Genomic DNA, 25,882 nt, shown 5'->3' with positions numbered 1-25,882 from the left:
GAGCGCTAAAACTTTGGGAAAACCTTCCTGCATGTGATATACCTAGTAGTATCACGTGGTTCAGAGGAGCGCTTTGGTCATGACAGCCTACCGAAAACTGAGCATCAAAATGAAAATGTTTCTAATGATTATGTTCATGATGGCGTTTATCATCATCCTGGCGTTTGGGTCCTTGTATTATACGTACTCCGTTTATGACAAACAGCTGTTTGATAAGTCGTCCCGACTTCTGAACCTTTCCTCTTCTACAGTGGATGTAGAACTTCAGAAGTTGGAAGCGTTATCATTAAACATGATCTCCGATACGCAGATTCAGAGGGCCTTGAAATCGTTGCTGGATGACGATAGCGCATATTCAAGCTTTATTGAACGAAAGAAGATCACGGATCGGCTATGGGAGCATATTAGTGGGGCTGCACGTTATGTGCAGTCCGTTCATCTGATTGATTCCAGGGGAAGAGTGAATAAATATGGCGAGACACTCACCGTATCCCAGGAAAAATATGATCGGATGATTGCGGCTGCGGAGCAGGCCAATGGTGCAGTGCGCTGGTTATACCCGGATGACGATGACCCGATGCTGGTTATGGTCCGTCAGGTGCGAGCCTACGAACCGATGACCCTGGAACCGGTAGGCATACTGTTTCTGCGTATTAATATCGAGCGACTCGTTGAGGAGTATGCGGGCATCAATAGCCAGGACAGTGACATTATTTTAAAAGCAGGCAGTGATGTGGTGTATCCTTATCGCCAGCTTCCAGAAGCGGTGTCCGCGGGGCTGAATCCACTTCCAGGCAGTGGGGGATATGAGATCAAAAATCTGGATGGGAGGGAGATATTTCTTTCCCAGAAGAAATCCGCCTACACCGGCTGGGTTTACTATAATATGGCCTCTTATGATGAGATTTTTGAACGTATTATATGGTTGAAAAATATACTAATTGTCGTTTATCTTATCGTCATTCTGGTTGTTCTCGCACTTGGTATGGTGTTCACACGCAGTCTGACAAGGCCAATCCGGCAGCTCATCAGTCAGATGAAGGAAGTGCAGTATGGCGATCTGGAGAATATAGACGCCAATCTGTCCATTCCAACACACCAGCACATGGATGAATTGGGATTACTACAGCGAACGTATCGAATGATGATTACACATATTAATACATTGATCAAAGAAAATTATGCAAGCCAGCTGGTCATTAAGGAAACGGAGTTTAAGGCGCTGCAGGCGCAGATCAATCCCCACTTTCTGTATAATGCACTGGACTCGATCCATTGGCTCGCCAAAAAGAACAGGCAGGAGCAAATCTCCAGTATGGTGCTGTCACTCGGATATTTGCTGCGTTCCTCCATCAGCTTCAAACAAAATATCATTACCATTGCCGAAGAACTGGAGATCGTCAATCATTACATCACCATTCAGACCTACCGTTTCCGGCAACGATTGGATTTCCGTATGGATGTGCCTGCTTCCTATCTGGGTTGTGCCATTCCCAAGTTGACCCTACAGCCACTACTGGAGAATGCCATTCAATACGGTTTGGAACCACAGGTTGGATCATGTCTGATTCGAGTGTATGCCGAAATATCAGGTGGCAAGCTGGCCCTTATCGTGGAGGATCACGGTCCCGGCATGGAACCCGAATATGTGGAACAGGTGCTGCGCGGTGAAGTGAAAACCAGAGGCACAGGTATTGGTCTGCTGAATATCAGGGAGCGGGTGCGTCTGGCTTTTGGCGAAGAATATGATGTTCTGCTGGAGAGCAAGCCGGGGCGTGGAACGAGAGTAACGGTGCTGCTGCCACCCCCATCACCAGGTAAGGAGGAGAAGCTATGGGAAGATGGATGCGAATGATGGGCATGCTCTGTCTTATGCTGACTCTTCCTGGCTGCGTGAACCAGTTGGATCAAAGGCCAGGCATGATTGTGGAAGAAGAGCCGATAACGCTGCGAATCGCTTGGTGGGGTGGGGAGTTCCGCAACAATGCAACGATAGCTGTTATCAACCTGTATGAGAAGTTGAATCCACATGTGAACATCGAATACGAATATAGCAGTTTCAATGAATATTGGAGAAAACTTGCCCCACATGCAGCAGGCAATGCGTTGCCCGACATTATCCAGATGGACATCTCCTATCTGTCCCAGTACAGTTCGCTGCAACTGTTGGAAGACATGACGCCGTACATGCAGAGCGGGCTGATTGACACGACAGATATTGAGAAGGAACAGTTGGAGAGTGGTAGCCTGAATGGAAAAACCTATGGTCTCAGTTTGGGGGTTAACGCCATGCTCAGCATCTATGATCCGGAAGTGTTAAAGGCCAATGATATTGAATTGCCAACGGAGACGTGGACATGGGCGGACTTTGACCGGATGGGCGAGCAATTGCTCGGGAAAGGCATCTATTTGGGAACCTATTTTACACCGGAACAGTTTTTCGCGTATTACTTGAGACAGTATGGTTCCAAGCTATACGCCGAGGATGGCAAGAGTTTGGGGTATGAGGATGATGGGTTGTTTATTGATTACTTTGGCAGGATGCAGCAGCTCGCTGAGAATAAGCTTATTTTTGCACCGGATATCTGGACATCAGATATTGGCCAGCCTGATAACGACCCGTTTTATCTGGGAGAGGCTTTGTTTAGCTGGGGGTATTCCAACCAATTTATCAGCACCGCTCAGCGTTATGGCAAACCCTTAACCATCTCCCCAATGCCTGGGCCAAACAGCCAGGATGGATTGTTCTTGAAGCCAGGCATGTTTTTCTCCATGGCGGGCAATTCCAGACATAAGGAGGAGGCTGCCAAGTTTATCAGCTTTTTTGTGAATGATTTGGATGCCAATCTGCTGCTCAAAGGGGAGCGGGGTGTGCCCGTCTCATCCAGTGTCAAAGAGCGGATGAAGCTGGTGATTGAACCGGAGCTGGCGCAGGTATTTGACTATATTGATTGGGTTGCCGATAACAGTAGCCAGATGGACCCGCCCGATCCTGTTGGTGCGCCCGAGGTTACTGCGGTATTGCGTGAGTTGTATGATCTGCTGTTGTTTGGCAAAATTACGCCTGAGCAGGCGGCGGTGGAATTTCGTGAGCGAGCAAATGCCATTCTGGGTGGGGAGTTATATAAATTGAACTAAACGCCATTTACACTTGCCACTTCGATGACAGAACAACCTTCTGATCGCTGTTATCCCCAGATTTTTTTGGATTTCCTTTTTCAAAGGGTAAAATCCGGGGATAAAGGCGAAGCATATGCTTCCGATGCAGCTTTCTTTCAGAAAGCTTTTAGCTCCGCTTCTTCAGGTTATTTCTGTCCTCTGCGTTCTCGTGTAAATATGTAGTTCAATTTATATAACGAATAGTAAATATAAAACAACCTTCACTCTAGGACAGAGGGAAGGTTGTTCTGTTGTTGTGACCATGTGTTTAAGCCTACAAACCACTTGGTTTCACTTTTAAGCTCTGCCTTTAACCAAACTGGGCTTGATGTAGTCGGCTGTACGAGCCTTTGCGCGCGAGTAGTTCTTCATGGCTGCCTTGTTCAGCTACGCTACCGTTCTCCACCACCACGATGCGATCGGCGTGTCTTATGGTCGCCAGTCGATGGGCAATCACCAATGTTGTACGACCTTGAGCCAGCTCGGACAAGGCCAGTTGAATGGCAGCTTCTGTTTCGGTGTCGAGCGCGGAAGTGGCTTCATCCAGAATGAGAATAGGTGGGTTTTTCAGGATCATTCTTGCGATAGATAGACGCTGCTTCTGTCCGCCGGACAACTTCACGCCACGTTCACCGATCATGGTGTCCAGTCCATCTGGCTGGGATTGTACCAGCTCTTCCAGTTGGGCCCGGCGAATGGCTTGCCAGATTTCTTCATCGGAAGCATTCAGTTTGCCGTATGCAATATTTTCGCGAATTGTTCCGTCAAACAGGAAAATATCCTGCTGCACAATTCCGATATGGGAGCGCAGTGATTCCAGCGTCATGTCCTTCACCGGAATGCCATCGATGGAGATATGTCCCGCATCCACATCATAGAAACGTGGGATCAGACTGCATAGCGTCGTTTTCCCCCCACCCGAAGGTCCGACCAGAGCAACCGTCTGGCCTGCCTGGATATCCAAATTGACCTGAGACAGTGTAGGTTTGTGTTCTCCATAAGAAAAGGTAACGTTATGGAAAGCAATATCGCCTTTGACATTCGGAATTGGTTTTGCCTGTGGTGTATCTTCTACATCCGGTACAGCTTCAAGCAGCTCCAGGTAACGTCTGAATCCGGCGATGCCTTTGGGATACGTCTCGATGACGGAGTTAATCTTCTCGATCGGTCCGAGGAATACATTGGACAGCATCACAAAAGCGATGAATTCCCCGTAGGTCATACTGCCTTGAATGACAAACCAGGTTCCACATACCAGTACAAAAAGTGATACAAATTTCATCAGGATAAAACTGAGTGAAGAGTTCCAGGCCATAATGCGGTAGGTGATTAGTTTTGTAAGCCGGAAACGTTCGTTATTCTCAACGAAACGTCCTACTTCATGTTTTTCATTGGCAAAAGCTTGTACGACACGGATGCCGCTCACATTGTTCTCGACCCGTGCGTTATAATCGGCGATATCCGCAAACATACGCTTGAACGCTTTGGACATTTTGCGACTGAAATACAGCGACAGGTAGATCATCAGCGGCACGATGATGAATGTCATCACAGCGAGCTGCCAGTTGATCCCCAGCATAATCCCGAAAGCTCCGGCGAGTGTCATGAGGGCAATGAACAGGTCCTCGGGTCCGTGATGCGCGATCTCACCAATATCCATCAGATCGTTGGTCATGCGGGAGACCAGATGTCCGGTCTTATTGTTATCGAAGAAGCGGAAGGACTGTTTCTGTACACGCTGGAACAGTTCACGCCGCATATCGGATTCGATGTTAATGCCAAGTTTGTGGCCCCAATAGGTCACTGCATAATGGAAAAAGGAACTGAGCAGGTAGATGCCGAGCAACCCAACACACGCCGCTAAGATCATGGACCAATTGCCAGCCGGAAGCAGCTGATCGACCACTCGGTTAACGGCGAGTGGAAAGGCCAACTCCAGCAGTGCGGCGGCAATGGCACAGGAGAAGTCCAAGATAAAGAGCCTTTTGTAAGGACGATAATAAGACATAAAACGGCGAAGCATATGTAAGTCCTCCTCGATATGACACAAATGCCCGAACAGGCTAATTAGGGCGTGTCTCAAAACTCGTTGAAGTGCATCTTTTACCGCCTTTTCGCCCCCTGCTGCGTCACTTTCCCTTGACGTGCCCCGGCACGCCTGCGGAAAACTTTCTTGCTTGGAACGAAAATTCGGCAAAATCTGCTTCCTTCGGAGTTTTCAGACGCGCCCTAGCCTGTCCGGACACCTGGATTCATCCTTATGTTATTTACGGTTTTGCTCGGCACGTTCTACGATCATATCGGCGAATTCTTCAGCCTGACCTTGAATTGCAATCGGGTCGAAGTACCAGTAACGGTCTTCTAATAATTCATACACCTGATTGTTTTTCACAGCCGGCAGGGATTGCCAGATGGCATCACCTTTGTAATTTTTATTGTTCTCTCCAACGGTTAAGAAGATATGATCCCCTGCATAATCACCAACAACTTCACGAGAAATCTCTTTCCATTGGGTATCACCCATCAGTTCTTTTTTGGTGATTTCGAGAGGGGCAAGTTGCAAAGCGCTGTAGACCGCTTGTCCTCCTCGACCAAAGTTGTCTCCATATCCATAATAACTTTTGTCGGATACTTCAAGGATGGAGAAGGTTTCCTCCGGTTTGATGACTGTTTTCACCTTGGCGCGAGCGGCTTCAATTCGTTCATCGTACGTTTTCAGCCAAGCTTCGGCTGCTTCGGATTTGTTCATCAGCTCTCCGAATCCCCGGATTTCGTCATGTACATTGGTGAATGTACCGTACGGAATGACCACAGTTGGTGCGATTTTTTTATAACTTTCAATCTCTTCGGCTTGATCAGAGTAGGTAATGATCAGATCCGGGTTCAAGGCAATAACCTTCTCCATGGATACCGCTGCCCGATCACCGATACTTTCAATGCCCGCCACCTGATCTGCATAGAACGGGTTTTCCAAATAATATTGAACAGCCCCAACGGGTTTCACACCCAGTGCGAGCAGATCACTTACGTACATATCCGTGACGATTCGTTTCGGTTCAGCCGGAATCTCAACATCCCCGCTTAATGACTTGTAGATCCGTGTAGCATTCGAATTGTCCGAACTGGACGACGTGTCTATGTTCGTTTCGGAGGATCCGGTTGTCGTTTCTGTTCCCGCTGCCGATGTCTGTTCAGTGGCAGTCGAGCCTGTTCCGCTGCTACAAGCAGCCAGAATCATAATGATGGCGAGCATAAGCAGCAAGCCGGAAAAGCGTTTTTTTGTAGCAAACATATTTGTTCCCCCTGTGTATAATCAATAATGATTATTATTCTCATTAATAACATAGAGGAAGATGTGATATTTGTACATGGACAACTATGATCACTACAGCATGGACAATTATGATGTGAGGAGACGCATGATATACTGCAACTGCTCCATAACGGACAAGGGATCAAATCCATAGAACATGTCGGCATCAATCTCGTATACACGTCCTTCACGAACGGCGGAGAGGGTGCCCCAAGATTCCTGATTCAACAGGTTATCCAGCATTTCTCGTTCGGCAGGTTCCTCAGGGAAGGCGACAAACATGTGATCTGCGGCATACAAGTGAATCTCGGACAACGGAACATGAACGTACCCCGTAAGTAACTGCCCATCCTGCTCCATACGTGAGGGTGGAGTGAAGCCCAGCGATTGATACAGCACATGAGAAGCTCTGCCCCAGCCATGACCGTAGATATAAGCCCCGTCTTCTCCAATCATAAACATGCAAACGGCGGACCCTCGTGTTCCTGCCATCTGTTGGTCCAACGTATGATTGGCTTCTTGTTCAAGTTGGTGATATTGATCTAACAACGCTTGTGCATTGGACTCAAGCCCGGTAATTCGGCCCAAAAGAAGAAGCTGCTCCTGCCAATCGATTTCCTCAAAGGGCATCAGAATGGTCGGTGCGATCAGACGTAGTTCATCGAAAGTGGGATGCGGTGCATATCCGATAATGACATCGGGCTGAGCGTTTGCAATCAGATCCGTATGTTTAACCAGCTCATATTCGGAATGTTGCTCAAATGGTTCATGACCATCATGACCATGTTCCCCCATTTTTTCTTCCATCCAGCTGGCAACGGCGCCCATGTGGGGAGTGTGGCCCAGTGCCAGAAGTGAGGCCGTATAATTGTAAGTCAAAGATACAATCTTCTTGGGCATTTTCCGGTAGTGTGTTGGGGCTGATCCAACCATCTGTTTGAATTTGCGGCTCAGATAAAAGGTGTCCCTGTAGCCTGTTAGTTGTGCAATTTCCTGTAGCGTAGGGTTCGCGAACAACAGATGTTCCTGAGCCATCCTGATTCTGAGACGGGTCACATATTCAACAAACGTAAGACCTGTATGCTTCTTGAACTCTCTTGAAAAATGCTCAGGACTCACATTCGCATCGCGTGCCAATTGTTCGCGAGTCAGCGGATGCGTATACATCTGATGGATATGTCTGAGTACAGCATCGAGCCAGGATTGATCTTCATGAGCAGAATGAGCTACATGATCCCGCAAAATATCCAGTAATTCATAGAAAAGCATATGTGGCCTGAAGGGGCTCGAATCATGGCCTGTCGAACTTGCTTGAATCAGCTCTACTGCCCTGTCGGTGAGAGTACGGCTCGCAATGGGGGCTGGTATCCCGAACGGCCAGAACAGCTGTTCATTTTCAATGGAATCAAAAGCAATAGCAACGCCCTGTACTGGCGACAGGGAGCCGCGCTTGCTCTCGTGCTGAAGCAGGCTTCCAGCTTGTCGAACGACTGCAGAGCCTGCATTTAATGTCAGTTTGCCCTCTGCACTGATCAGCCTGGCCTGGCCAGCAGTAATGACGTACAGTACGTGAAGTGTGCTCCACATCTCATCTATGCGGGAGAATGCCTCGCGGTCGTGAAGCTGCACCAGATGGCACAGCTTGAACAGGGCAACAGGTACGGACTGAATCTTCTGCAAGGAAACGGGACGGGACAGCGGTTTTTTTTGGTATGTGGGTTTGGAAATATTCATTAAATAACTGTCTCCTTACATAAGTCAGCAGGGGCATTATGCGTCTCATGCCCTTTGTATACTGGCGTAATTCGCGGATCTCAACTATTATGCAGTATATACTATAAACGGAGTGACGTGGAATGGACAGATTGGACAATTCAACTTTTTCTGTGAAAAATAGATAAAGTGGTTGAAATCGCTATCAACACCGACTATAATGAAAATGTCGAAACGTTTCAATCTGGCGTTTAATGCCAGTTTCATTGTATTAGGCAATAACTGTTCATAGGGCGCCAGATTGAAAGACGCGTCATGACCATCATTAATGGTATGGATTGGAATAAGGTACTTCAACAGTGGTACCGGAAGGATCGAGACAAGGATTTTTTTTGAGAATACCTCGAAACGTTTCGATTGACATCCATCGCTATGATATGTATAAAGATTAATAAACGATAATGAAGGATTTAGTGGTTGTTCTAACCATGTACCGTATAAAATATGGGTAACCTTGAATTTGTTCTATATAGGTTCAACTAAACTTTTTACGCGAGAACGGAGAGGACAGAAATAACGTGAAGAAGCGAAGCGTTCGCCTTTATCCCCGGATTTTCCCTTTGAAGAAGGGAATTAAAAAAAATCTGGGGATAACAGCGATCGGAAGGTTATTCTGTCATCGGAGTGGTAAGTGTAAATATTCTTTAGTTGAACTTATATATAGTTTAGAAGGAGCGAACGTGGAATGGCAACGATTAAGGATGTGGCAAAGCTGGCAGGTGTAGCACTCTCGACTGCTTCCTATGCGCTGAGCGGGGATAGCAAGGTTAGTGCCAAGACCAAAGCTAAAGTGCTTGAGGCAGCACGAGAACTGAATTACCGCAAGAACGGCTTTGCCATGGACCTGAAACGGAGCCGGACAAACACGATCGCTTTGATCCTGACCGATCTGTCGGGCCCGTATTACTCGGAGTTGATCCGTAGTGTACAGGATGTAGCCCTCGCGAACGGGTATGACCTGATTGCGTGCAGCTCCATGGGTGGACGGGACTCAACGGCAGTGCGATTTTTGCGTGAAAAAAGAGTAGATGGAGCCATCATCCTGGCGCATAACATTCATGATGATATTCTGGTAGAATCCGCCGGTCATCGTTTTCCGATCATTGTGATGGATCGTCAGCTGTCGAGTGACCATCTGGTCAACGTGCTGGTGGATGGAGAGCAGGGCGGTTACCTTGCTACCCGCCACCTGATTCAGGCAGGACATCAGAAGATTGCATATATCAGCGGTCCATCCAACTCGTATGACAACGCGCTCCGTTACCAAGGGTATCTGCGAGCGATGCGGGAAGCGGGGCTTGAAGAAAAGTCCAAATGGCGTCTGAACGGCAATTTTGTACGTGAGGGCGGATACAGTGCAACCAAGATGATGATCATGCAGGGCGATCTTCCCTCAGCGGTATTTTACGGTAACGATGAGATGGCGATTGGTGGCCTGAAGGCATTGGAAGAGCGTGGTGTATCGGTGCCGAATGATATTTCCGTGATCGGTTTTGATGATATTCAGTTGTCCGAATATGTGCATCCACCGCTGACAACGATACGCCAGCCGAAGCATGAAGCCGGGTCGCTCGCCGGACATCTGTTATTCCAGATGCTCAATGGCGAAGCGGTTGACCCTTCATATACGTTAACGATTAATATGATCGAGCGCAACTCTGTACGTTCGGTTTAGACCGAGTCTGAACAACAAAGAACTGCCTGCATGCTGAAGTAAAAGTTTAATGATGGGGTTATCGTCCGGACGGGCTGTAAAAAGCCGGTTTGAAGAGGCCCCTATTCTTTTTCAAATTTATCGAAACGTTTCGATTTTAACTAATTCAAGGAGTGAACCTTATGACAACGATGATTAATGAACCGATCCGGTTAAGTGCCGGAGAGTTATCTTTTACCTTTTTGAACAGTGGCGACCTATACCAGGCTACATCCGGCACAACGATGTTGAACCAGTTGCTCAGCAACCAGATTGATGGATCTTTGAACAACCTGTACCTGCGTGTGCATGAGGGAGAGAAAATTAGCTCGTTCCCGCTGCTTGGTGTACGTTCGAATAGCAAGGTAATTACAAGCAAGGCACAATCCAGCAACCAGTTGATCTGGGAGGGCACAGTCCAGCTGGAAGGTAGTGAAAAAGGCATTGGCTATCAGGTTGTATTTACGGCTACACCACAAGGTGTCTGGTTCTGGGATGTGAAGCTCACAGGACAACAACATAACGTAGACGTGGTGTACGGACAGGATGTAGGTCTTGCTGATCCAGGTGCGGTACGCAGCAATGAGGCTTATCTGTCACAATACATTGACCACACAGTGTTTGAAGATGAAGCGAAAGGTTATGTCGTTTGTTCCCGTCAAAACCAGCCTCAGGGCGGCGCATTTCCATATATGCAACAAGGTTCCCTGACGAAAGCAATTGGGTACTCCACAGACGGATTCCAATTCTTCGGTCTGTCGTACAAGGAAACGAATCAACCAGAGAGCTTGAATCGCCCAATGTTGGCGAATGAGACGTACCAGTATGAATTTGCCTACACGGCGCTGCAATCTGAACTGCTGAATCTGAACGGAGAAGCACAGGTAGTGTTTTATGGACTAGCGAAGCCTAATCATGCCGAAGGAATCTCTGCACTGGAATTCGGGGATGAAGTTACCGCAGCATGGAATGAAGTACAGGCTCAGACTGTGGAAAACGGTGATACGTTGGAACAGGTGAAACTGTCCTCCTTCCTGGGTGAACCACTGGTAACACTTGATCTGACGCAAGATGAGATTCATGATCTGTTCCCTGATCGTCATCAGGAAGAGCACAGCGGTGAGGAACTGTTATCCTTCTTCACAGGGAGCTATGAACATATCGTTCTGAAAGCAAAAGAATTGCTCGTAGAGCGTCCGCACGGTCACATTCTGATGAGTGGTGGCAATGTGCAACTTGGAGCACAGGTTATTACGACAACGTCATATATGTACGGTATTTTCAACTCACAGCTCGTTATTGGTAACACCAATTTTAATAAAATGATCAGTAATGCCCGCAATGCATTAAACGTGCCGAAGACGGCTGGACAACGCATCTATGTGGAAGTGGACGGACAATATCGTCTGCTGACGATGCCTTCCTTGTTTGAGATTGGCTTCAACTATGTACGTTGGATCTACAAAACGGCATCCGATACAATCATCGTGACGAACTATACAGGGGCACATGCTACGGAAGTAAGTATGAATGTGCGTTCCACAAGTGGTAAGGCGTACCGTTACCTGGTAACAAACCAGATTACGATGAATGTGAATGAATACGAGTATCCGCTGCATATGACGCAGGATGGCGATACTTTGATCTTCAAGGCTGATCCACAAGCGATTAGTGCAGGAACGTACCCAGATCTGCAATACCGCATGTCGGTGGACGGCGCAGCTGTGAATGTAGGGGACGAAACGTTGCTGGCAAGTGGTATCCGCAGTGGGTCTGCATCACTAGTTACGCTTAGTCTGGAAGCAAGTGCTGAATGGACGCTGAAGGTACAAGGGGTATTGGAAGGCCAAGCAGACAGCGGAGTGGTAGCAGGTTCAAGCCTGACGTTTGAAGAGGAAGTACAGGCATACCGCGAGTTCTTCGCAGGTGTGATGAACGGGTTCCGTTTGTCCCGTGGCGAAGGTCAGAGTGCTGAGGATCTGTTCAAAGTAAATGCGCTGGCTTGGTGGTACACCCACAATATGCTGGTTCACTACTCCGTGCCTCACGGTTTGGAGCAGTATGGCGGCGCGGCTTGGGGTACACGGGATGTGTGCCAAGGTCCGGTGGAGTACTTTATGGCAACGCAAAAATATGAGCAAGTTCGCGATATCATCAAAATGGTTTATACCCACCAATATGAAGATGATGGCAACTGGCCGCAATGGTTCATGTTTGATAAATACTTTGCGATTCAACAGGAAGAGAGTCATGGCGACATCATCGTATGGCCGTTGAAAGTATTGGCGGACTACCTGACAGCGACTCGCGACTATGCAATCCTGGATGAGAAAGTACCTTATACCGTCAAGCATAGCTTCGGGTTCACGGAAGAGACGGCAACGGTATTGGATCACGCGAAAAAAGAGATCGAATATATCCGTTCGCACTTCCTGCACGATACGTTTCTGTCTTCCTACGGAGATGGCGACTGGGATGATACGCTCCAACCAGCCAATGCACAGCTGAAGCAATACATGGTGAGCAGTTGGACGGTGGCATTGACGTATCAGTCCGTAAACGTGCTCTCGCAAGCGCTGAAATTCAAGGATGCGGACTTTGCACAGGAGCTTGACGTGCTAGCTCAAGGCATTCGTGAGGACTTTAACCGTTACATGCTGGGCACAGATGTGATTCCAGGCTTTGTATACATGGAAGAAGCCGACCAAGCGAAGCTGATGCTTCATCCAACGGACACAGAGACAGGCATTCAATATCGTCTGTTGCCAATGACGCGCAGCATGATTGGTGAGTTGCTGAATGCGGAGCAAGCAGAGTCTCATTACGCATTGATCCGTGAGCAGTTCCTATGCCCGGATGGCGTGCGTCTGATGAATCGTCCAGCTCAATATGCTGGTGGTGTAAGCACACACTTCAAACGTGCAGAGCAAGCATCCAACTTCGGTCGTGAGATTGGTTTGCAATATGTACACGCCCATATCCGTTACGTAGAAGCGATGGCGAAGCTCGGTAAGACAGATCAGGTGTGGAATGGTCTCGCGATGATCAACCCGGTTGGTATCGGTGAGGTTGTACCTAACGCGGAGATTCGCCAAGCGAACTCATACTTCAGTAGTTCGGACGGCAAGTTTAATACGCGTTACGAGGCGCAGGAGCATTTTGACCAGCTTCGTAAAGGGACTGTACAGGTGAAAGGCGGATGGAGAATCTACTCCAGCGGCCCTGGAATCTACATGAACCAGCTGATCTCCAATGCACTTGGCATTCGTCAAGAGGGCGGCGATCTGGTCATTGACCCGGTATTGCCAGCTGAGCTGAAAGGCATGCAATTCGAATTCGAGTATGCAGGTGAGCCAGTGACGTTTATCTATCACTTGAACGAAGGTGCTGTGAGCCGTGTAGCGGTGAATGGCAAGGACATTCGCACCGAGCGTACAGCGAACCGTTACCGTCAGGGCGGGGTCTGCATCTCGCTTGATGAGTTCAGAGAAGCACGCAATGCAACTGAGCGTACGGTTGTTGATATCTATATGTAAGAGAAGCAATAGCGGCTTCAATCAAGGCGAGATATAGACCAAAATGGTTCAATTTGTCTATATCTCGTTACAAAAACGATGATTTAATGAGTTATGAAATGAATTCAAGAAACGTAAGCTCAGATCGTGATGTATCATTACATTTTACATTGCTAGACAAAGCAGCTCTAATCTAATTCGGGAATTAGATTAGAGCTGCTTTGTGCTTTGTGTCTCTGACCTTTGATGGATGATACCATTAAAATTCATTCAAGGCATAAAGAGAAAAAATCTCTTTATGTTTATATTTTGCTGTTGAATGGATATAATAAGTGTAGGGAGTTTCTTTTGTAGATCCCCCGAAAAGGAGTGAAAAAAATGATCGTACGATTCAGTGTAGAAAATTTTAAGTCATTTTGTGATAAACAAGAGTTAACGATGATTCCTGCCAAAAAGATTAAAAAAAAGAAAGAACATGTGGTGTTGTTTGATAAAGTTTCATTATTGAGAAGTGCAACAATATACGGGGCGAATGCCTCTGGTAAAAGCAATTTAATTGAAGCGATGAAGTTTGCAAAGTATGTCATTACAAATCGAGTGCCACAGCAAGCGAGTAAAATGTATTGTAGAGTAGCTCCAGATGGTCAAGATAAAGACTCGACATTTGAATTTGAAATATTAAAAAACAATATATTTTATGCATATGGGTTCAGCATAAATCTATTCGACCGTGTCATTAAATCCGAATGGCTATATGAATTAGTTCCTGGCAAGGATATGCAGCATATGCTTTTTGAAAGAGAGACTGAACTCAAACGCATTGAACTTGGTGATCGGGTAGAATTGGATGAAATTGATCGGATGAAATTTAAAACCTATACTTTGGACTTTGAAGATAATAACTCAGGGTTATTTCTTAAAGAAATGAACAGAAACAAAAAGATTAAAAGTGGATCAAGTTTGGCATTTTTTAAAGATGTTTTTGAATGGTTTGAGGAAGATCTCGTAACCATCTCTGCAGACCAGATTATTACCGATTTCGAGTATTTTTATGGAGATGACGGGAATCAGAGAATTAATCAAATTATTGATCTATTTGATACTGGAATATCGAAAGTGAAAATAGAGGAAATCTCATTGCCCGACCTCAAGAGTAAGCTCCCAGGCAAACTTTTAGAAGAAGTTATTAGTGCATTCACAAAAAAATCCGAAGACCCTGATCATGAAAATGTAAGGATGTCGATTCGAACAAAGAATGCTTTTTATAACATTAAAGGAGTTTCAGGAGAAGAACCGATCATTACCACAATTATGTTGGAGCATGGCGTGCAGTCACTTAGTGACTTTGAGTTCGATGAAGAGTCTGATGGAACTCGGCGTCTGTTTGACCTAATGGATATACTGATTAGTAACAAAAAGAACAAAGTGTATGTCATTGATGAATTGGAGCGGAGCCTTCATCCCAAATTAACTTATAAATTTATTGAGTTGTTTTTCGAAGTTTTAAAGAATAATCACACGCAGCTTATTTTCACTACGCATGAATCTACTATTATGGATCAGGACCTGTTGCGAAGGGATGAAATATGGTTTGTTGAAAGAAATAAAGATAATATATCTCATTTGTACTCCTTGGACCGTTTCAAAGAACGATATGATAAAAAGTTAAGCAAAAATTATCTTGACGGGCGTTATGGCGCTATTCCTGTATTGAATAGTTTCTCGTTTTCGGAAAACGGTGAAATCGAATGAGTCCGCTAAGAGAATTACGATCATGGACAACACGATATGAAGAAGAGATTAGTATAGATCCCTTACGGAGATATTATTTGATATTTGAGGGAGCCAACACCGAGAAACAATACTTTAAAGGGGTAGACACGTATCGAAAAGAATTGGGAATAAACAATCTGATCGAGATGGTTATTTTGAGTAAAGAAGGTGAAATCCGAGACTATAGTCATCCTTCCAAACTATTGGCGTTAATCCAACAGAAAAAAAGAGAACTCATTAAGTCTGGATCGTATGATAAAGAGATCGATCAGTTCGTCATTGTGTTTGACCGTGACAGTTTTGAAACGAAAGAAACCTACTTGGAGTTTATACAGCTAGCTGGCGAAGAAAATATTCTGACCATTACAAGTCCCTGTTTTGAAATCTGGCTGATATTGCACTATGAAGATACAATTACTTTATATATTGATCCCGAAAGGGACAAGATACAGAAAAACGAAAAAGTAAGTAAAGCACATTCTTATACGAGCAAACTTTTTTCAGACCTATCGGGGATGAATCCCAAAACAGCTTTGAAATTTGATGTATTGAAGGAAAACGTGGATCGAGCCATTCAAGCTGAGAAACAACTTGAACAGCATGTATATCGATTAGGAGATGTAATAGGTTCCAACGTAGGACAACTGATTGAACAGATGAGGAACGATCCAAGGGAGCCTCTGCTATAATTCAGTTCATAATTTTTTGAATTTAGACGGAGTATTCTCCGTCTTTTTATATGAGATTTCTTGCAACTTAAAAAACTATTCACGAAAGTTCCGTATATCACCGTAGCGGAACTGCCAGCAACGTATACAACAACTCGTTATGCCGCACATTCTTCGTAACGTAGCCCTGCTGCTCCAGCCAGCTGCATAGCTCACTGAGCAGAGGGAAGTGACGCTCGCGTAAGGCGCGCAGCTGTTCCTCGTGTCCTGTGGTTTCTGCCTGCCGAATATAGGAATCACGGTGAGTCGCATCAACAAACATCAGATCGGTTAGACCGATACGTCCACGCGAGGTTAAAACACGCTGCATCTCCTGTAATGCCAATAGTTGCTGATCTGAACTCAGATGATGGAAAGCAAAGCTGGATACAACAAAATCAAAGGAATAATCGGCAAAAGGCAGCGCCAGAAAATTACCAAGTTTCACATGCATCTCAGGATATTTGGTACGACATCTGCGCAGCATCTCCCGGGATTGGTCGATTGCAGTCATGTCTGCGCCGTGCTGTAGCAGTTTCCCAGCCAGATTACCTGTGCCTGTACCAATATCAAGTCCTTTCTCACCAAGGGCGGGAGAGATCCAATGAGCTGTCTGTTCGAGCGCTTCGTCATAGTTGTGATACAGATAAAAGGAAGACTGTACCGTATCATCGGAATGATACCTGCCCTCTGAATTGGGATGTTCATTACTGACTCTTGCTTCTGCCTGCACTCGCTGATCGTGGATGGCTGCCTGCGTATCATAATTCCACCGATCATGCCAGTTCTGCCGTGCTTCGCGCAGGCGGCGCGCACTGTCCGCTAGATCGTGCAGATGGCTGACATCCAGCGGACCATCCTGACGATTCAGGTCAATCATGCGCTGGGTTGTATCCATCATACGTTTGAGCTCAATCCACTGGGCATACATGACGGCCTGTTGCAGTTCCAGATATTCTTCCAGCCGCTGCTGATTCCCTTGATCAATCTCTCCTAGCGCATGTGTAATATCCTGTAGCGACATGCCAATCTCACGCAGTGCAGCAATGGTTTGAAGCCGCCAGATATCATTCTCAGTGTATGTACGATAACCGTTACTGGACTGTTTGGCGGGGAGAATTAAACCTTTTTCTTCATAAAAGCGAATGGCTCTCGCCGATATACCAAGCCTGCTTGCTGCCTCTTTGATATTCATCATGCATTCCCTCCTTATCGAATCAGTATAAACCATGACGTAACGGCAAGGTTAAGTGTTTTATTTCATTTTGCGAAAAGGTTCAATACCGAGTGGAATTTTAGTCAAAGCTGAGGCTATGCTACAATATATAGAACAAAAAACTTAATTAGTGAAGTAAACGAACAATGTCTTCCTATTCCTAAGTTTCTCAAATTTCTTAACTCTCTGAACTTTCCCGACGTTGTAACGTACAGCGTTGTCGACTATAGCACGAAAGGTTGAATCATTATGCTTACCAGCCATACATTTACGATTCGTCCATCCGAGATTAAAGATGCAGCGCAGCTAATGGAGTTGGACACCCTGGTATGGGACAAATACACCTCACCTGCACCGATGCAATGGCGCTCCAGACAGCAATACCTGCAGTATTGCCCGCCAGGCAGCCAATTGATTGCGGTGCAGGGAGAGCGGGTATGTGGTTATGTGGGCTTTCAGCCAGCCACAGGTATGCTGGTCAACCGTCATGTCTATGAGATTCATATTGCAGTTCACCCTCATGATCGGCGTTGTGGCATTGCTACAGCTTTGATGGATGCCATTAAGCAACATGCGGCCCAACAAGGCGTTCGCAAGCTCAGGCTGCGCGTGCTATCCAGCAATCCGGGAGCCATCACGTTTTATACACAGTGTGGATTTGTGACGGAAGGCAGGCTGGTGTCCGAGTTTTATATCGGAGACAAGTATGTGGACGATATTCTTATGGGTTATTTTATCCAGACCAAATAGAGACTAGTTGAGAAGGAGGAACAACGATGGACATGGGACTTCAAGGTAAAAAAGCATTGGTGCTGGCTTCCAGTCGAGGGCTGGGCAAAGCGGTAGCCGCTCAATTGGCAGCAGAAGGTGCTGACGTCATACTTGCCAGCCGGAGCGAAGAAAAGCTCGCAGCAGTGAAGCAGGAGCTGCTGGCGCTTGGTGGTGGTGGACGTGTGGAATATTGTGCAACCGATGTGACACGCAAGGAAGATATTGAGGCTCTGATTCATAAGACAGCGGAGCTGTTTGGGCAGATTGATATTCTGGTGAACAATTCGGGTGGCCCACCATCGGGTTCATTTGAGTCACTGACGGATGAAGATTGGGAGCGTGCATTTGAATTAAATGTACTCAGTTATGTAAGGCTGATTCGCGGTGCTCTTCCTTATATGAAAGAAGGCGGAGGACACATTGTGAATATCGCTTCAACTTCGGTGAAGCAGCCCATTCCGGGTCTGGTGCTGTCCAACACGTTCCGTACAGGCGTGTTTGGATTGGCGAAGACGTTATCCCAGGAGCTGGCTCCATACGGAATTTTGATCAACACGGTGGCACCAGGACGTATTGCAACAGATCGTATTCGTGAATTGGATGCAGCGCGGGCTGAGCAGAACGGAATCAGTGAGGAAGAGGTATCTGACCAGTTCCGTAAAGAGATTCCACTAGGACGTTATGGTCAACCGGAGGAGTTTGCCAAAGCGGTGGTGTTCCTGTTATCCGGGGCCAATACGTACATTACCGGAACCTCATTGATCGTGGATGGTGGCATGGTCCGAGCCCTATAAAATCCATGGATACAATATAATACCCTCTGTCACCACATTCTGTGGAGATAGAGGGTATTCCTGTTATTCCGGTATGTTGGGAGAGATCTCTCCTGATTTATTATGTAGGCGAATTAGCGCAAAAGTTCCCATTCATGCTGAAGCATGCCGTATACTGCATGGTTCACGTAACCTTTAGGCAGCTTCTCTGCCTGACGAATGACACCTTCGAGAACGAATCCGAGTCTTTCAGGGATGGCGCGACTCCGTTTGTTGTTGGTTGCTGAGCGAATCTCGACGCGATTCAGATCCAGGGTCACCAGTGCATAGTCAACCAGAACGCGACAAGCACTTGTCATCAGACCCTGACCTTCGAAGCCTTTTCCAAGCCAGTATCCGATGCTTACCGAGCGGTTGGTCCAGTTAATCTCTTGGAATCCGATGACGCCTGCAAGATCCCCTTTTAACCATACTCCGGCGGTGAAGCCGCCATTTTCAGCACCTTGTTTTAACGCGTTGGTAATAAAGTTCGAGGTGTGTTCCACTTCTGTCACATGATCCACCCACGGCAACCAATGTCTCAGTTGATCCCGCGAGCGATCCGTCAGTTCGAACAGCGGTTTGGTATGTTCCATGGCCAGTGGCCGGAGTTCGGTATATTCATCCAATGAATAGGTAAACATGAATGCAACCTTCTTTCCTTATTAGTATAGGTTGTTCAAAAAAGTCCACTTTTGATTACGAATCATGCCTAGCGGCATGATCAGCATCGAATATGAAATTCAGCCGAAATGTCCGTTGCTCACGTAGTTTCCTACGCTCCGCTACTCCATTTCTAGCTTCATTCCATCTTCTCGGTACTGAAAACCAGACTTTTTGAACACGTATTTGTAGTGGATTAACGGGAAGTCTTGGGCAACTTTTGCTCCAGTGCAAACAGGTCTTCTTCCATCGAGGCCATGCGTTGATTAACTGTTGTGCGTGCGTCACGGAGTGCCTGATTATATATGTAGGGAGCGAGCTGTGTCATGAACAGGTCGAGGACACCCCAAGCGGCCAGATCACCCAGTTCTTCGCCACGTTCCTCTTCGAAATACGACTGGATGGTGCGAATGGCTTCATCCTGCTGTTCTTTGGTCAGTTTAAGCGAGTTCGTTGGAATGGGAAACCCTCCCTTTAATTTGTTTTTAGGAGTTGTTCAAAAAGTCCGCTTTTGATTACGAATAATGCCTTACGGCATCATCAGCATCGAAGTTGAAATTCAGCCGAAATGTCCGTTGCTCACGTAGTTTTCCTACGCTCCGCTACTCCATTTCTATCTTCATTCCATCTTCTCGGTACTGAAAACCAGACTTTTTGAACACGTACTTTTACTATCATGCTACATGATTCGAGCGAACCCGTCAAAATGGTTTTGGGCCTATTTATGCATGGCTGATCCTGACTTTGGTGCCGTTCTTTATTGAACTCCTCCCCCGTTAAAGGTATATTTAAATGAAACGCGTACGAAACTTTCCAAGAAAATAGATTTTTTCAGGAAATGACTTCGTTATTAAGGAATTATAGCCGGAATTGCTGCAATTCCCGAAGGCTCCAATCCATTCATGAAAGGTTTGATACCTGTGGACAATCGTACAACCCCACCTAACTTTATCAAAAATATTATTACCGAAGATCTCCGGTCTGGGAAAGTCCAGGAAGTTATTACCCGTTTTCCTCCGGAACCGAACGGTTATCTGCATATCGGCCATGCCAAGGCGATCTGGATTAACTTTACGCTGGGCGGCGAATTTGGCGGCAAAACGAATCTGCGCTTTGATGACACGAACCCGGTCAAGGAAGATGTTGAGTACGTTCAATCGATTCAGGAAGACGTGAAATGGCTCGGATACGAGTGGAACGAGAAACGTTTTGCCTCGGATTATTTTGATGAGATGTACAACCGTGCTGTCTTGTTGATTAAAAAAGGAAAAGCCTACATCGACGACCAAAGCGCCGACGAAATCCGTGCAATGCGCGGAACGTTGACGGAGCCGGGCAAGAACAGCCCGTACCGTGATCGTTCGGTGGAAGAGAATCTCGACCTGTTCACACGTATGCGTGCAGGCGAATTCAAGAACGGAGAGAAAGTGCTGCGTGCCAAGATCGATATGTCTGCACCGAATATCAATCTGCGCGATCCGGTTATTTACCGGATTTCACATGCACACCATCATAACACGGGCGACAAATGGTGTATCTATCCAATGTACGCCTTTGCTCACCCGCTTGAAGATGCAATTGAAGGTGTAACGCATTCCCTCTGTTCCTTGGAGTTTGAGGATCAACGCCCGTTCTATGATTGGGTTATCGCTGAATGTGAGATGGAGAGCCAACCACATCAGTACGAATTTGGCCGCCTGAACCTGTCCCAGATGGTGACAAGCAAGCGGAAGCTGAAACTGCTCGTGGACGAAGGCCATGTGGATGGATGGGATGATCCACGCATGCCGACGATTTCAGGTCTGCGCCGCCGGGGATATACACCGGAAGCCATTCGTGATTTTGTATTCGAGACAGGCATCTCCAAGAGCCAAGGGGTAATTGACCTGCAAACGCTGGAGCACTTTGTACGTGAAGACTTGAAACTGAAAGCTCCGCGCACGATGGCTGTCCTGCACCCGCTCAAAGTGGTCATCACCAACTATCCTGAAGGACAAGTGGAATGGCTTGAAGCAGAGAACAATGTGGAGAACCCGGAGATGGGCAATCGCCAAATTCCGTTCTCCCGTGAGATTTATATTGAACAAGACGATTTCATGGAGAATCCGCCAAACAAATACTTCCGTTTGTTCCCTGGAAACGAAGTTCGTCTGAAACATGCATACTTCATCAAATGTAACGATGTGATCAAGGATGCAGAAGGCAATGTGACTGAGATTCATTGTACCTATGATGTGGAGACAAAGAGCGGCAGTGGCTTCACTGGCCGTAAAGTCAAAGGAACAATCCACTGGGTAGAAGCGACTCAAGCGGTACCTGCCGAATTCCGTCTGTACGAGCCGTTGATTCTGGATGAAGCACCGGAAGCAGAGGTGGAAGTGGCTGTAGCCGGGGCAGAAACTGAGGTTGTGGAAGAGCAACCGGAGAAAACGTTCCTGGATCAATTGAACCCGAACTCCCTTGAGATTGTTAACGGGTTTGTGGAACAAGAGATGAAGGAAGCAAACGCTCAGGATAAATTCCAATTCTTCCGTCACGGTTACTTCAGTGTAGATCCAAAACATTCCGAACCAGGACGTCCGGTATTTAACCGGGTCGTATCCCTGAAAAGCTCATTCCAACTGCCGAAGGCATAAGGCCGCTGGAAGAAATTTATGGCCTGTTCATCAGAGTGCTGGTAAGCAGCCAAGTTATAAGTAAAAAGGAAGGGCATCCTTCGTCATAATCATGGCGAAGGGTGCCCTTTATTGTTTTTCTGTATCTAGCCAGGTCCAGTTTTAGACGTAGTAATACAATTTCGCATGAACATGAACATGAACATGAACATGAACATGAACATGACTATGAGCTGAGGCCATAGATGTGCGTATGAGGCAAAAATCTAACGAACCGAAGACACGTTATTCAAGTGTATTTGGGCGTTCCAGCAACGTAACGAATCGTAGACACCTTATTTTCTCGCTTGGCCTGTCTTTTTGGGGTTTCTAACATCTTTTATGCAAAATAAGGTGGCTGAGGTTCTTTAGCTTTTGAATTACGTAAAATTGCTGCAAATAAGGCGTCTAAGGTTCGTTAGGAGCAACAAACCTTAGACGCCTTTCTCTTTACTGCACCTATGCTTAATCTTTTGTCTGAATGTTTGAACGTTTTATTTACACCATAACGGAGAGGACAGAATAAAGCTAGAGAAGCGAAGCGTTCGCCTTTATCCCCGGATTTTACCCTTTGAAAAGGGAATCAAGAAAATCCAGGGATAACAGCGATCGAAAGATTGTTCTGTCCTCGTAGTGCTCCAGTGGAAATCCTTCAACTTTTTCAAATAAAAGATTATCTGTCCTCATCCATATTACCCATCTCCGTCAAGACAACTGGCTGATAGCCGTTACGTCGATTCGATAACCACATGATGCTAAATCCAACAGCGCCGATGAGCGAGAAGAATACGCCAATGCTATACATGATTTCCGCACCGAAGCTCTGGAACAACCAGCCGCCGAACAGACCGGCAATCACGCCGGAGAGACCTCCCCAGGCCATCGTGTAGACCGCTTGACCGGAGGAACGGTAAGGTCTTGGAATGAACAGCATGGTCAGTTGCGTACCCACATAGAAGTATCCACCAAACGTAATGGAGTGCATCAACTGAATGAATACAATCTCCAGCGGGTTGTTAGCCAGTGCCATGAGCTGCCAGCGCAGTGCAAACAGCACACTGATCAGAATGAGAGATGCCAAGAGCATGCTCATTTTACGCTTGAGCAAGCGGTCGAGCAGCAGGAATACGCCGACTTCGAGAATGGATGAGGTGAAGATGGCCCAGCCGACCATCTGTTTGTCACCACCCATTTCTACAATATATAGTGACATAAACGTACTGTTCATCGCATTAGGCACCGATACGAGTACACCCAGGCCGATAAATGCCATAAAATACGGATTGAACATGACTTTGCCAAACCGCCGAAAAGTAACCACGGGTGTATCCGAAGCAATCGGCTGTCTGGGTAGAAATACGGATAATACAAAGGCGGTGGCAATCATGCACGCAAATATAATGGATACACTGCCGATGCCAAAACGGTCAATGAGCGGTCCGGCAGCGACAGCAGTCAGCGCCCAACCGAGTGAACCCCAGAGCCGGAATGACCCAAATTTTTGGGTTGTACCATCGATATATCCGAGAATCAGACTGTTCGTTTGAGCAAATAATGGACTTTGAAAAAAATAAAAGAAAATCATGGCTACATAGATCCATGTATACGTGGGCGCATAGAATACACCCTGGGCGAGCACAAATGTGCCTCCCATCATAATCATCAGAATGATGCGAATGTTGCGAGATTTATCGCTCCAGAAACCCCAGAACGGGTTGGCAAACAAGGATACAAAAGGTCCAATCGCCATGAGACTGCCAATCTCCAGTTTGGTCATGCCAATCTCTTGCAGATAAAGCTGCAGGAATCCGGCGAAGATCGAGATGGCTCCATATATGAAAAAGTTATATAGTTTCAGAGAAACCAATGAGGGATTTCCTCTTGAAGGTGCAGGTCTGTCCAATTAAGCCATTCCTTTCAAATGCATATTGTTCAATGTATCATTTGTTGAAAGGGGATTCAATGCATAGCGAACGTTTTGAAATTGATGCAGTCATACACATATCGTGATCCGAGGGAGGATAACAACATGAACACGAGGGAATGGACAGGCATCATATTGGCAGGAGGTTTATCCAGCCGCATGGGGACCAACAAGGCCATGTTGGAACTAAACGGTTCCCTAGTACTGCAACATGTCACGAAGGCGATGAGACCCGCCGTATCCCGTATCATCGTGGCTGCCGGACCCAATGTGACAACCTACGGTGCAATGGGCTACGACTGCGTTCAGGATCACTATCCGGGGAAGGGGCCACTCGCCGGTCTCCACGCGGCGCTGGAAGCTTCCGATACAGACTGGAATCTGGTATGTGCCTGCGATATGCCGCTCCTGCAAACGTCTTTCTTTGATGGAATAAAAAAACTGGTCGAGTCGCATAACTCTTATTCTGCTATCGTTCCACGCGTGGATGGACATGTCCACCCTCTTGCAGGGGCTTACCACATACGAGTGCTCCCTGATCTGGAGCAGCGCCTGATGCAGGATCATCTTCGAGTCATGCGATGGCTTGAAGAGATCGGTTGCTGTTATGTCGATGCGGAAGAGCTTGAGAGAGCTGGCGTTCATCAAGTAGCGATGCAAATGAGTAATATGAACACGCCGGAAGAGTACGAACGTATCCGCAATCAAGATTCTGGACTCGATTCCGATCTGTAGGATACAGGATCACCTGATGTATCTGCATGATGATTGCGATATTGAAGCGGGCTTTGGCCTGTCCAACGTTTGAATTGTCTGCTGAAATGGGACAGATGGGTGTAACCGAGCTTCCACGCAATTTCCCCGAGCGACAGCTCTGGCTGTTCGATCAGCACTTTGGCCTCCTGCAACTTCAAGCTGGACAAGTAAGCCCTGGGCGATCGCCCGTATACCTTGCGAAAGACCTGTAGACCATATCCCGGGCTGATGCCAAACGAGGATATAATCTGCTCTACTTTGACTGTGGATACACTGCTTTCCTTGGTTCGAAGCTGGGCATGGAATGCCTGCTTGATTGCCTCCGCAATAGCTCCTGCATAATGCATGGCTGTTGGAGCTGGTGCATGTGAAGCAGCAACGGAAGTGGTGGCCTCCGGTTCATTGTCAGCGGCTTGGGACAACAGGGCGAACAGTTCAAACATGCGTGCCTGCATGATCATTTTATCAGTGGACGTGTAGGCTTCAGATACGTTAATCATCCCCATCCAGCTCTCCAGTACAACGCGCATCTTCCTATTATCAGCCGTACCTGCTGCGTAGATTCGGCTATGCTGTGACATCAGCTTCAGGGTGAAGACCGGATCATCCACATTAAAGTGAGCGCTAAAATAAGTCATGCCTTCCGTGGATACACATTGATTCGTATGTTTGAACCCGGGAGGAATGAGAAGAATGGAACCTTCCTCCACGGTATAGGTATAACCATGAATCACACTCTCCTGCGTACCTTCGATGATCAACATAATCTCAAAGCCCGGATGTGATTCCTCCGGCATCGCCCATCCATAGGGTACTTGTTGGCTGTGCGCACCATAGAATTTGATGTTACTGTCGATAATAGGCAGCCAGTGGGCCAGCGTATGGTGAGGCATTTCTCGGAGCTGTGATCGGATATCCATCATATTCACCTCGGAAAAGGGTAAAAACAACTTGCCTTATACAATCGGCACCCGTAGTATACTTCATTATAATCAGTTTAACGCAAGGATGGATGATCCATGCAACGCATCAGCGTTTGAAGTGGTTGCTGAACAATCCAAGTTCTTCGACCTATAATAATGTAAACGCTACCATTACGGATTGGAATATGTCAACTCTTGCACACGTCAAGAACATTATATTTTCCACCTAA

18 protein-coding genes are annotated in these 25,882 nt (G+C 46.7%); 10 read left to right on the top strand and 8 right to left on the bottom strand.

What is annotated here, in order from left to right:
* Positions 1 to 79: 79 nt before the first annotated feature.
* Together MKZ13_RS28655 and MKZ13_RS28650 are read left to right on the top strand one after the other, a co-directional pair.
* Complete coding sequence (locus MKZ13_RS28655; RefSeq protein ID WP_339180059.1) at positions 80 to 1,855, top strand: sensor histidine kinase; 1,776 nt, start codon at positions 80 to 82, stop codon at positions 1,853 to 1,855.
* The gene (locus tag MKZ13_RS28650; RefSeq protein ID WP_339180057.1) at positions 1,834 to 3,138 is read left to right on the top strand and encodes an ABC transporter substrate-binding protein; all 1,305 of its coding nucleotides are present in this window, start codon (positions 1,834 to 1,836) and stop codon (positions 3,136 to 3,138) included. Before MKZ13_RS28655 ends, MKZ13_RS28650 begins: the two co-directional genes overlap by 22 nt.
* 331 nt (positions 3,139 to 3,469) lie before the next feature.
* Here MKZ13_RS28650 and MKZ13_RS28645 read toward each other — a convergent pair whose 3' ends face one another.
* From MKZ13_RS28645 to MKZ13_RS28635, 3 genes are all read right to left on the bottom strand, one after another.
* Positions 3,470 to 5,182: an ABC transporter ATP-binding protein gene (locus MKZ13_RS28645; RefSeq protein WP_339180054.1), complete on the bottom strand. Its 1,713-nt coding sequence runs from the start codon at positions 5,180 to 5,182 to the stop codon at positions 3,470 to 3,472.
* 240 nt (positions 5,183 to 5,422) lie between these two features.
* Positions 5,423 to 6,451, bottom strand: a complete 1,029-nt coding sequence (locus MKZ13_RS28640; protein WP_339180051.1) for an ABC transporter substrate-binding protein — start codon at positions 6,449 to 6,451, stop codon at positions 5,423 to 5,425.
* A 108-nt stretch (positions 6,452 to 6,559) separates the two neighbouring features.
* Positions 6,560 to 8,206 (bottom strand): AraC family transcriptional regulator, encoded by a 1,647-nt coding sequence (locus tag MKZ13_RS28635; protein ID WP_339180048.1) that lies wholly within the window; start codon positions 8,204 to 8,206, stop codon positions 6,560 to 6,562.
* A 724-nt stretch (positions 8,207 to 8,930) separates the two neighbouring features.
* Between MKZ13_RS28635 and MKZ13_RS28630 the strand changes: the two genes are divergently transcribed.
* From MKZ13_RS28630 to MKZ13_RS28615, 4 genes are all read left to right on the top strand, one after another.
* On the top strand, positions 8,931 to 9,920 hold the full coding sequence (locus tag MKZ13_RS28630) for a LacI family DNA-binding transcriptional regulator (RefSeq protein WP_339180046.1): 990 nt from the start codon (positions 8,931 to 8,933) through the stop codon (positions 9,918 to 9,920).
* A gap of 161 nt (positions 9,921 to 10,081) precedes the next feature.
* Entirely contained in the window at positions 10,082 to 13,474 is a 3,393-nt protein-coding gene (locus tag MKZ13_RS28625; RefSeq protein WP_339180044.1) for a cellobiose phosphorylase, read from the top strand.
* A gap of 357 nt (positions 13,475 to 13,831) precedes the next feature.
* Positions 13,832 to 15,205: an ATP/GTP-binding protein gene (locus tag MKZ13_RS28620; RefSeq protein ID WP_339180043.1), complete on the top strand. Its 1,374-nt coding sequence runs from the start codon at positions 13,832 to 13,834 to the stop codon at positions 15,203 to 15,205.
* A 77-nt stretch (positions 15,206 to 15,282) separates the two neighbouring features.
* Positions 15,283 to 15,915, top strand: a complete 633-nt coding sequence (locus MKZ13_RS28615) for an RloB family protein (protein WP_339180041.1) — start codon at positions 15,283 to 15,285, stop codon at positions 15,913 to 15,915.
* A gap of 97 nt (positions 15,916 to 16,012) precedes the next feature.
* Here the strand turns inward: MKZ13_RS28615 and MKZ13_RS28610 are convergent, their stop codons facing one another.
* Positions 16,013 to 17,131 carry a methyltransferase domain-containing protein gene (locus MKZ13_RS28610; protein ID WP_339180039.1) on the bottom strand — a complete coding sequence of 373 codons (1,119 nt, stop codon included), beginning with the start codon at positions 17,129 to 17,131 and terminating at the stop codon, positions 16,013 to 16,015.
* 267 nt (positions 17,132 to 17,398) lie between these two features.
* Here MKZ13_RS28610 and MKZ13_RS28605 point away from each other — a divergent pair, with 267 nt between their 5' ends.
* Complete coding sequence (locus tag MKZ13_RS28605; protein ID WP_339180038.1) at positions 17,399 to 17,899, top strand: GNAT family N-acetyltransferase; 501 nt, start codon at positions 17,399 to 17,401, stop codon at positions 17,897 to 17,899.
* A gap of 26 nt (positions 17,900 to 17,925) precedes the next feature.
* Positions 17,926 to 18,714, top strand: a complete 789-nt coding sequence (locus MKZ13_RS28600) for an SDR family oxidoreductase (protein ID WP_339180035.1) — start codon at positions 17,926 to 17,928, stop codon at positions 18,712 to 18,714.
* 113 nt (positions 18,715 to 18,827) lie between these two features.
* Here the strand turns inward: MKZ13_RS28600 and MKZ13_RS28595 are convergent, their stop codons facing one another.
* Both MKZ13_RS28595 and MKZ13_RS28590 read right to left on the bottom strand, forming a co-directional pair.
* On the bottom strand, positions 18,828 to 19,376 hold the full coding sequence (locus tag MKZ13_RS28595) for a GNAT family protein (protein ID WP_145324523.1): 549 nt from the start codon (positions 19,374 to 19,376) through the stop codon (positions 18,828 to 18,830).
* A gap of 215 nt (positions 19,377 to 19,591) precedes the next feature.
* Positions 19,592 to 19,834, bottom strand: coding sequence for a DUF2164 domain-containing protein (locus MKZ13_RS28590; RefSeq protein ID WP_244988428.1), 243 nt, complete (start codon positions 19,832 to 19,834; stop codon positions 19,592 to 19,594).
* A gap of 463 nt (positions 19,835 to 20,297) precedes the next feature.
* Between MKZ13_RS28590 and MKZ13_RS28585 the strand changes: the two genes are divergently transcribed.
* The gene (locus MKZ13_RS28585) at positions 20,298 to 22,031 is read left to right on the top strand and encodes a glutamine--tRNA ligase/YqeY domain fusion protein (RefSeq protein WP_339180033.1); all 1,734 of its coding nucleotides are present in this window, start codon (positions 20,298 to 20,300) and stop codon (positions 22,029 to 22,031) included.
* 691 nt (positions 22,032 to 22,722) lie between these two features.
* Here MKZ13_RS28585 and MKZ13_RS28580 read toward each other — a convergent pair.
* On the bottom strand, positions 22,723 to 23,916 hold the full coding sequence (locus MKZ13_RS28580; RefSeq protein WP_036667790.1) for an MFS transporter: 1,194 nt from the start codon (positions 23,914 to 23,916) through the stop codon (positions 22,723 to 22,725).
* Between the two features lie 162 nt (positions 23,917 to 24,078).
* On the opposite strand from MKZ13_RS28580, the gene MKZ13_RS28575 reads away from it, so the two are divergent.
* Positions 24,079 to 24,708, top strand: a complete 630-nt coding sequence (locus MKZ13_RS28575; RefSeq protein ID WP_339180030.1) for a molybdenum cofactor guanylyltransferase — start codon at positions 24,079 to 24,081, stop codon at positions 24,706 to 24,708.
* On the opposite strand, the gene MKZ13_RS28570 is transcribed toward MKZ13_RS28575, so the two are convergent.
* A complete protein-coding gene (locus MKZ13_RS28570; RefSeq protein ID WP_339180028.1) occupies positions 24,678 to 25,622 on the bottom strand; it encodes an AraC family transcriptional regulator in 945 nt (314 codons plus the stop codon). The genes MKZ13_RS28575 and MKZ13_RS28570 overlap by 31 nt on opposite strands.
* Between the last annotated feature and the right edge of the window lie 260 nt (positions 25,623 to 25,882).

Origin of the sequence: Paenibacillus sp. FSL R5-0701 (assembly GCF_037973995.1) — a bacterium.
Taxonomy (GTDB): Bacteria; Bacillota; Bacilli; order Paenibacillales; family Paenibacillaceae; genus Paenibacillus.
The sequence above is the reverse complement of the archived record's forward strand: the minus strand, read 5'-3'. Positions and strand labels throughout refer to the sequence as shown.

Bases quoted from the DNA above. Each gene is read 5' to 3' on its own strand.
- MKZ13_RS28645 (WP_339180054.1), bottom strand. From the start codon at position 5,182: ATGCTTCGCCGTTTTATGTCTTATTATCGTCCTTACAAAAGGCTCTTT.
- MKZ13_RS28620 (WP_339180043.1), top strand. From the start codon at position 13,832: ATGATCGTACGATTCAGTGTAGAAAATTTTAAGTCATTTTGTGATAAA.
- MKZ13_RS28595 (WP_145324523.1), bottom strand. From the start codon at position 19,376: ATGTTTACCTATTCATTGGATGAATATACCGAACTCCGGCCACTGGCC.
- MKZ13_RS28640 (WP_339180051.1), bottom strand. From the start codon at position 6,451: ATGTTTGCTACAAAAAAACGCTTTTCCGGCTTGCTGCTTATGCTCGCC.
- MKZ13_RS28605 (WP_339180038.1), top strand. From the start codon at position 17,399: ATGCTTACCAGCCATACATTTACGATTCGTCCATCCGAGATTAAAGAT.
- MKZ13_RS28625 (WP_339180044.1), top strand. From the start codon at position 10,082: ATGACAACGATGATTAATGAACCGATCCGGTTAAGTGCCGGAGAGTTA.
- MKZ13_RS28650 (WP_339180057.1), top strand. From the start codon at position 1,834: ATGGGAAGATGGATGCGAATGATGGGCATGCTCTGTCTTATGCTGACT.
- MKZ13_RS28570 (WP_339180028.1), bottom strand. From the start codon at position 25,622: ATGCCTCACCATACGCTGGCCCACTGGCTGCCTATTATCGACAGTAAC.
- MKZ13_RS28655 (WP_339180059.1), top strand. From the start codon at position 80: ATGACAGCCTACCGAAAACTGAGCATCAAAATGAAAATGTTTCTAATG.
- MKZ13_RS28635 (WP_339180048.1), bottom strand. From the start codon at position 8,206: ATGAATATTTCCAAACCCACATACCAAAAAAAACCGCTGTCCCGTCCC.
- MKZ13_RS28630 (WP_339180046.1), top strand. From the start codon at position 8,931: ATGGCAACGATTAAGGATGTGGCAAAGCTGGCAGGTGTAGCACTCTCG.
- MKZ13_RS28575 (WP_339180030.1), top strand. From the start codon at position 24,079: ATGAACACGAGGGAATGGACAGGCATCATATTGGCAGGAGGTTTATCC.
- MKZ13_RS28585 (WP_339180033.1), top strand. From the start codon at position 20,298: ATGAAAGGTTTGATACCTGTGGACAATCGTACAACCCCACCTAACTTT.
- MKZ13_RS28610 (WP_339180039.1), bottom strand. From the start codon at position 17,131: ATGATGAATATCAAAGAGGCAGCAAGCAGGCTTGGTATATCGGCGAGA.
- MKZ13_RS28600 (WP_339180035.1), top strand. From the start codon at position 17,926: ATGGACATGGGACTTCAAGGTAAAAAAGCATTGGTGCTGGCTTCCAGT.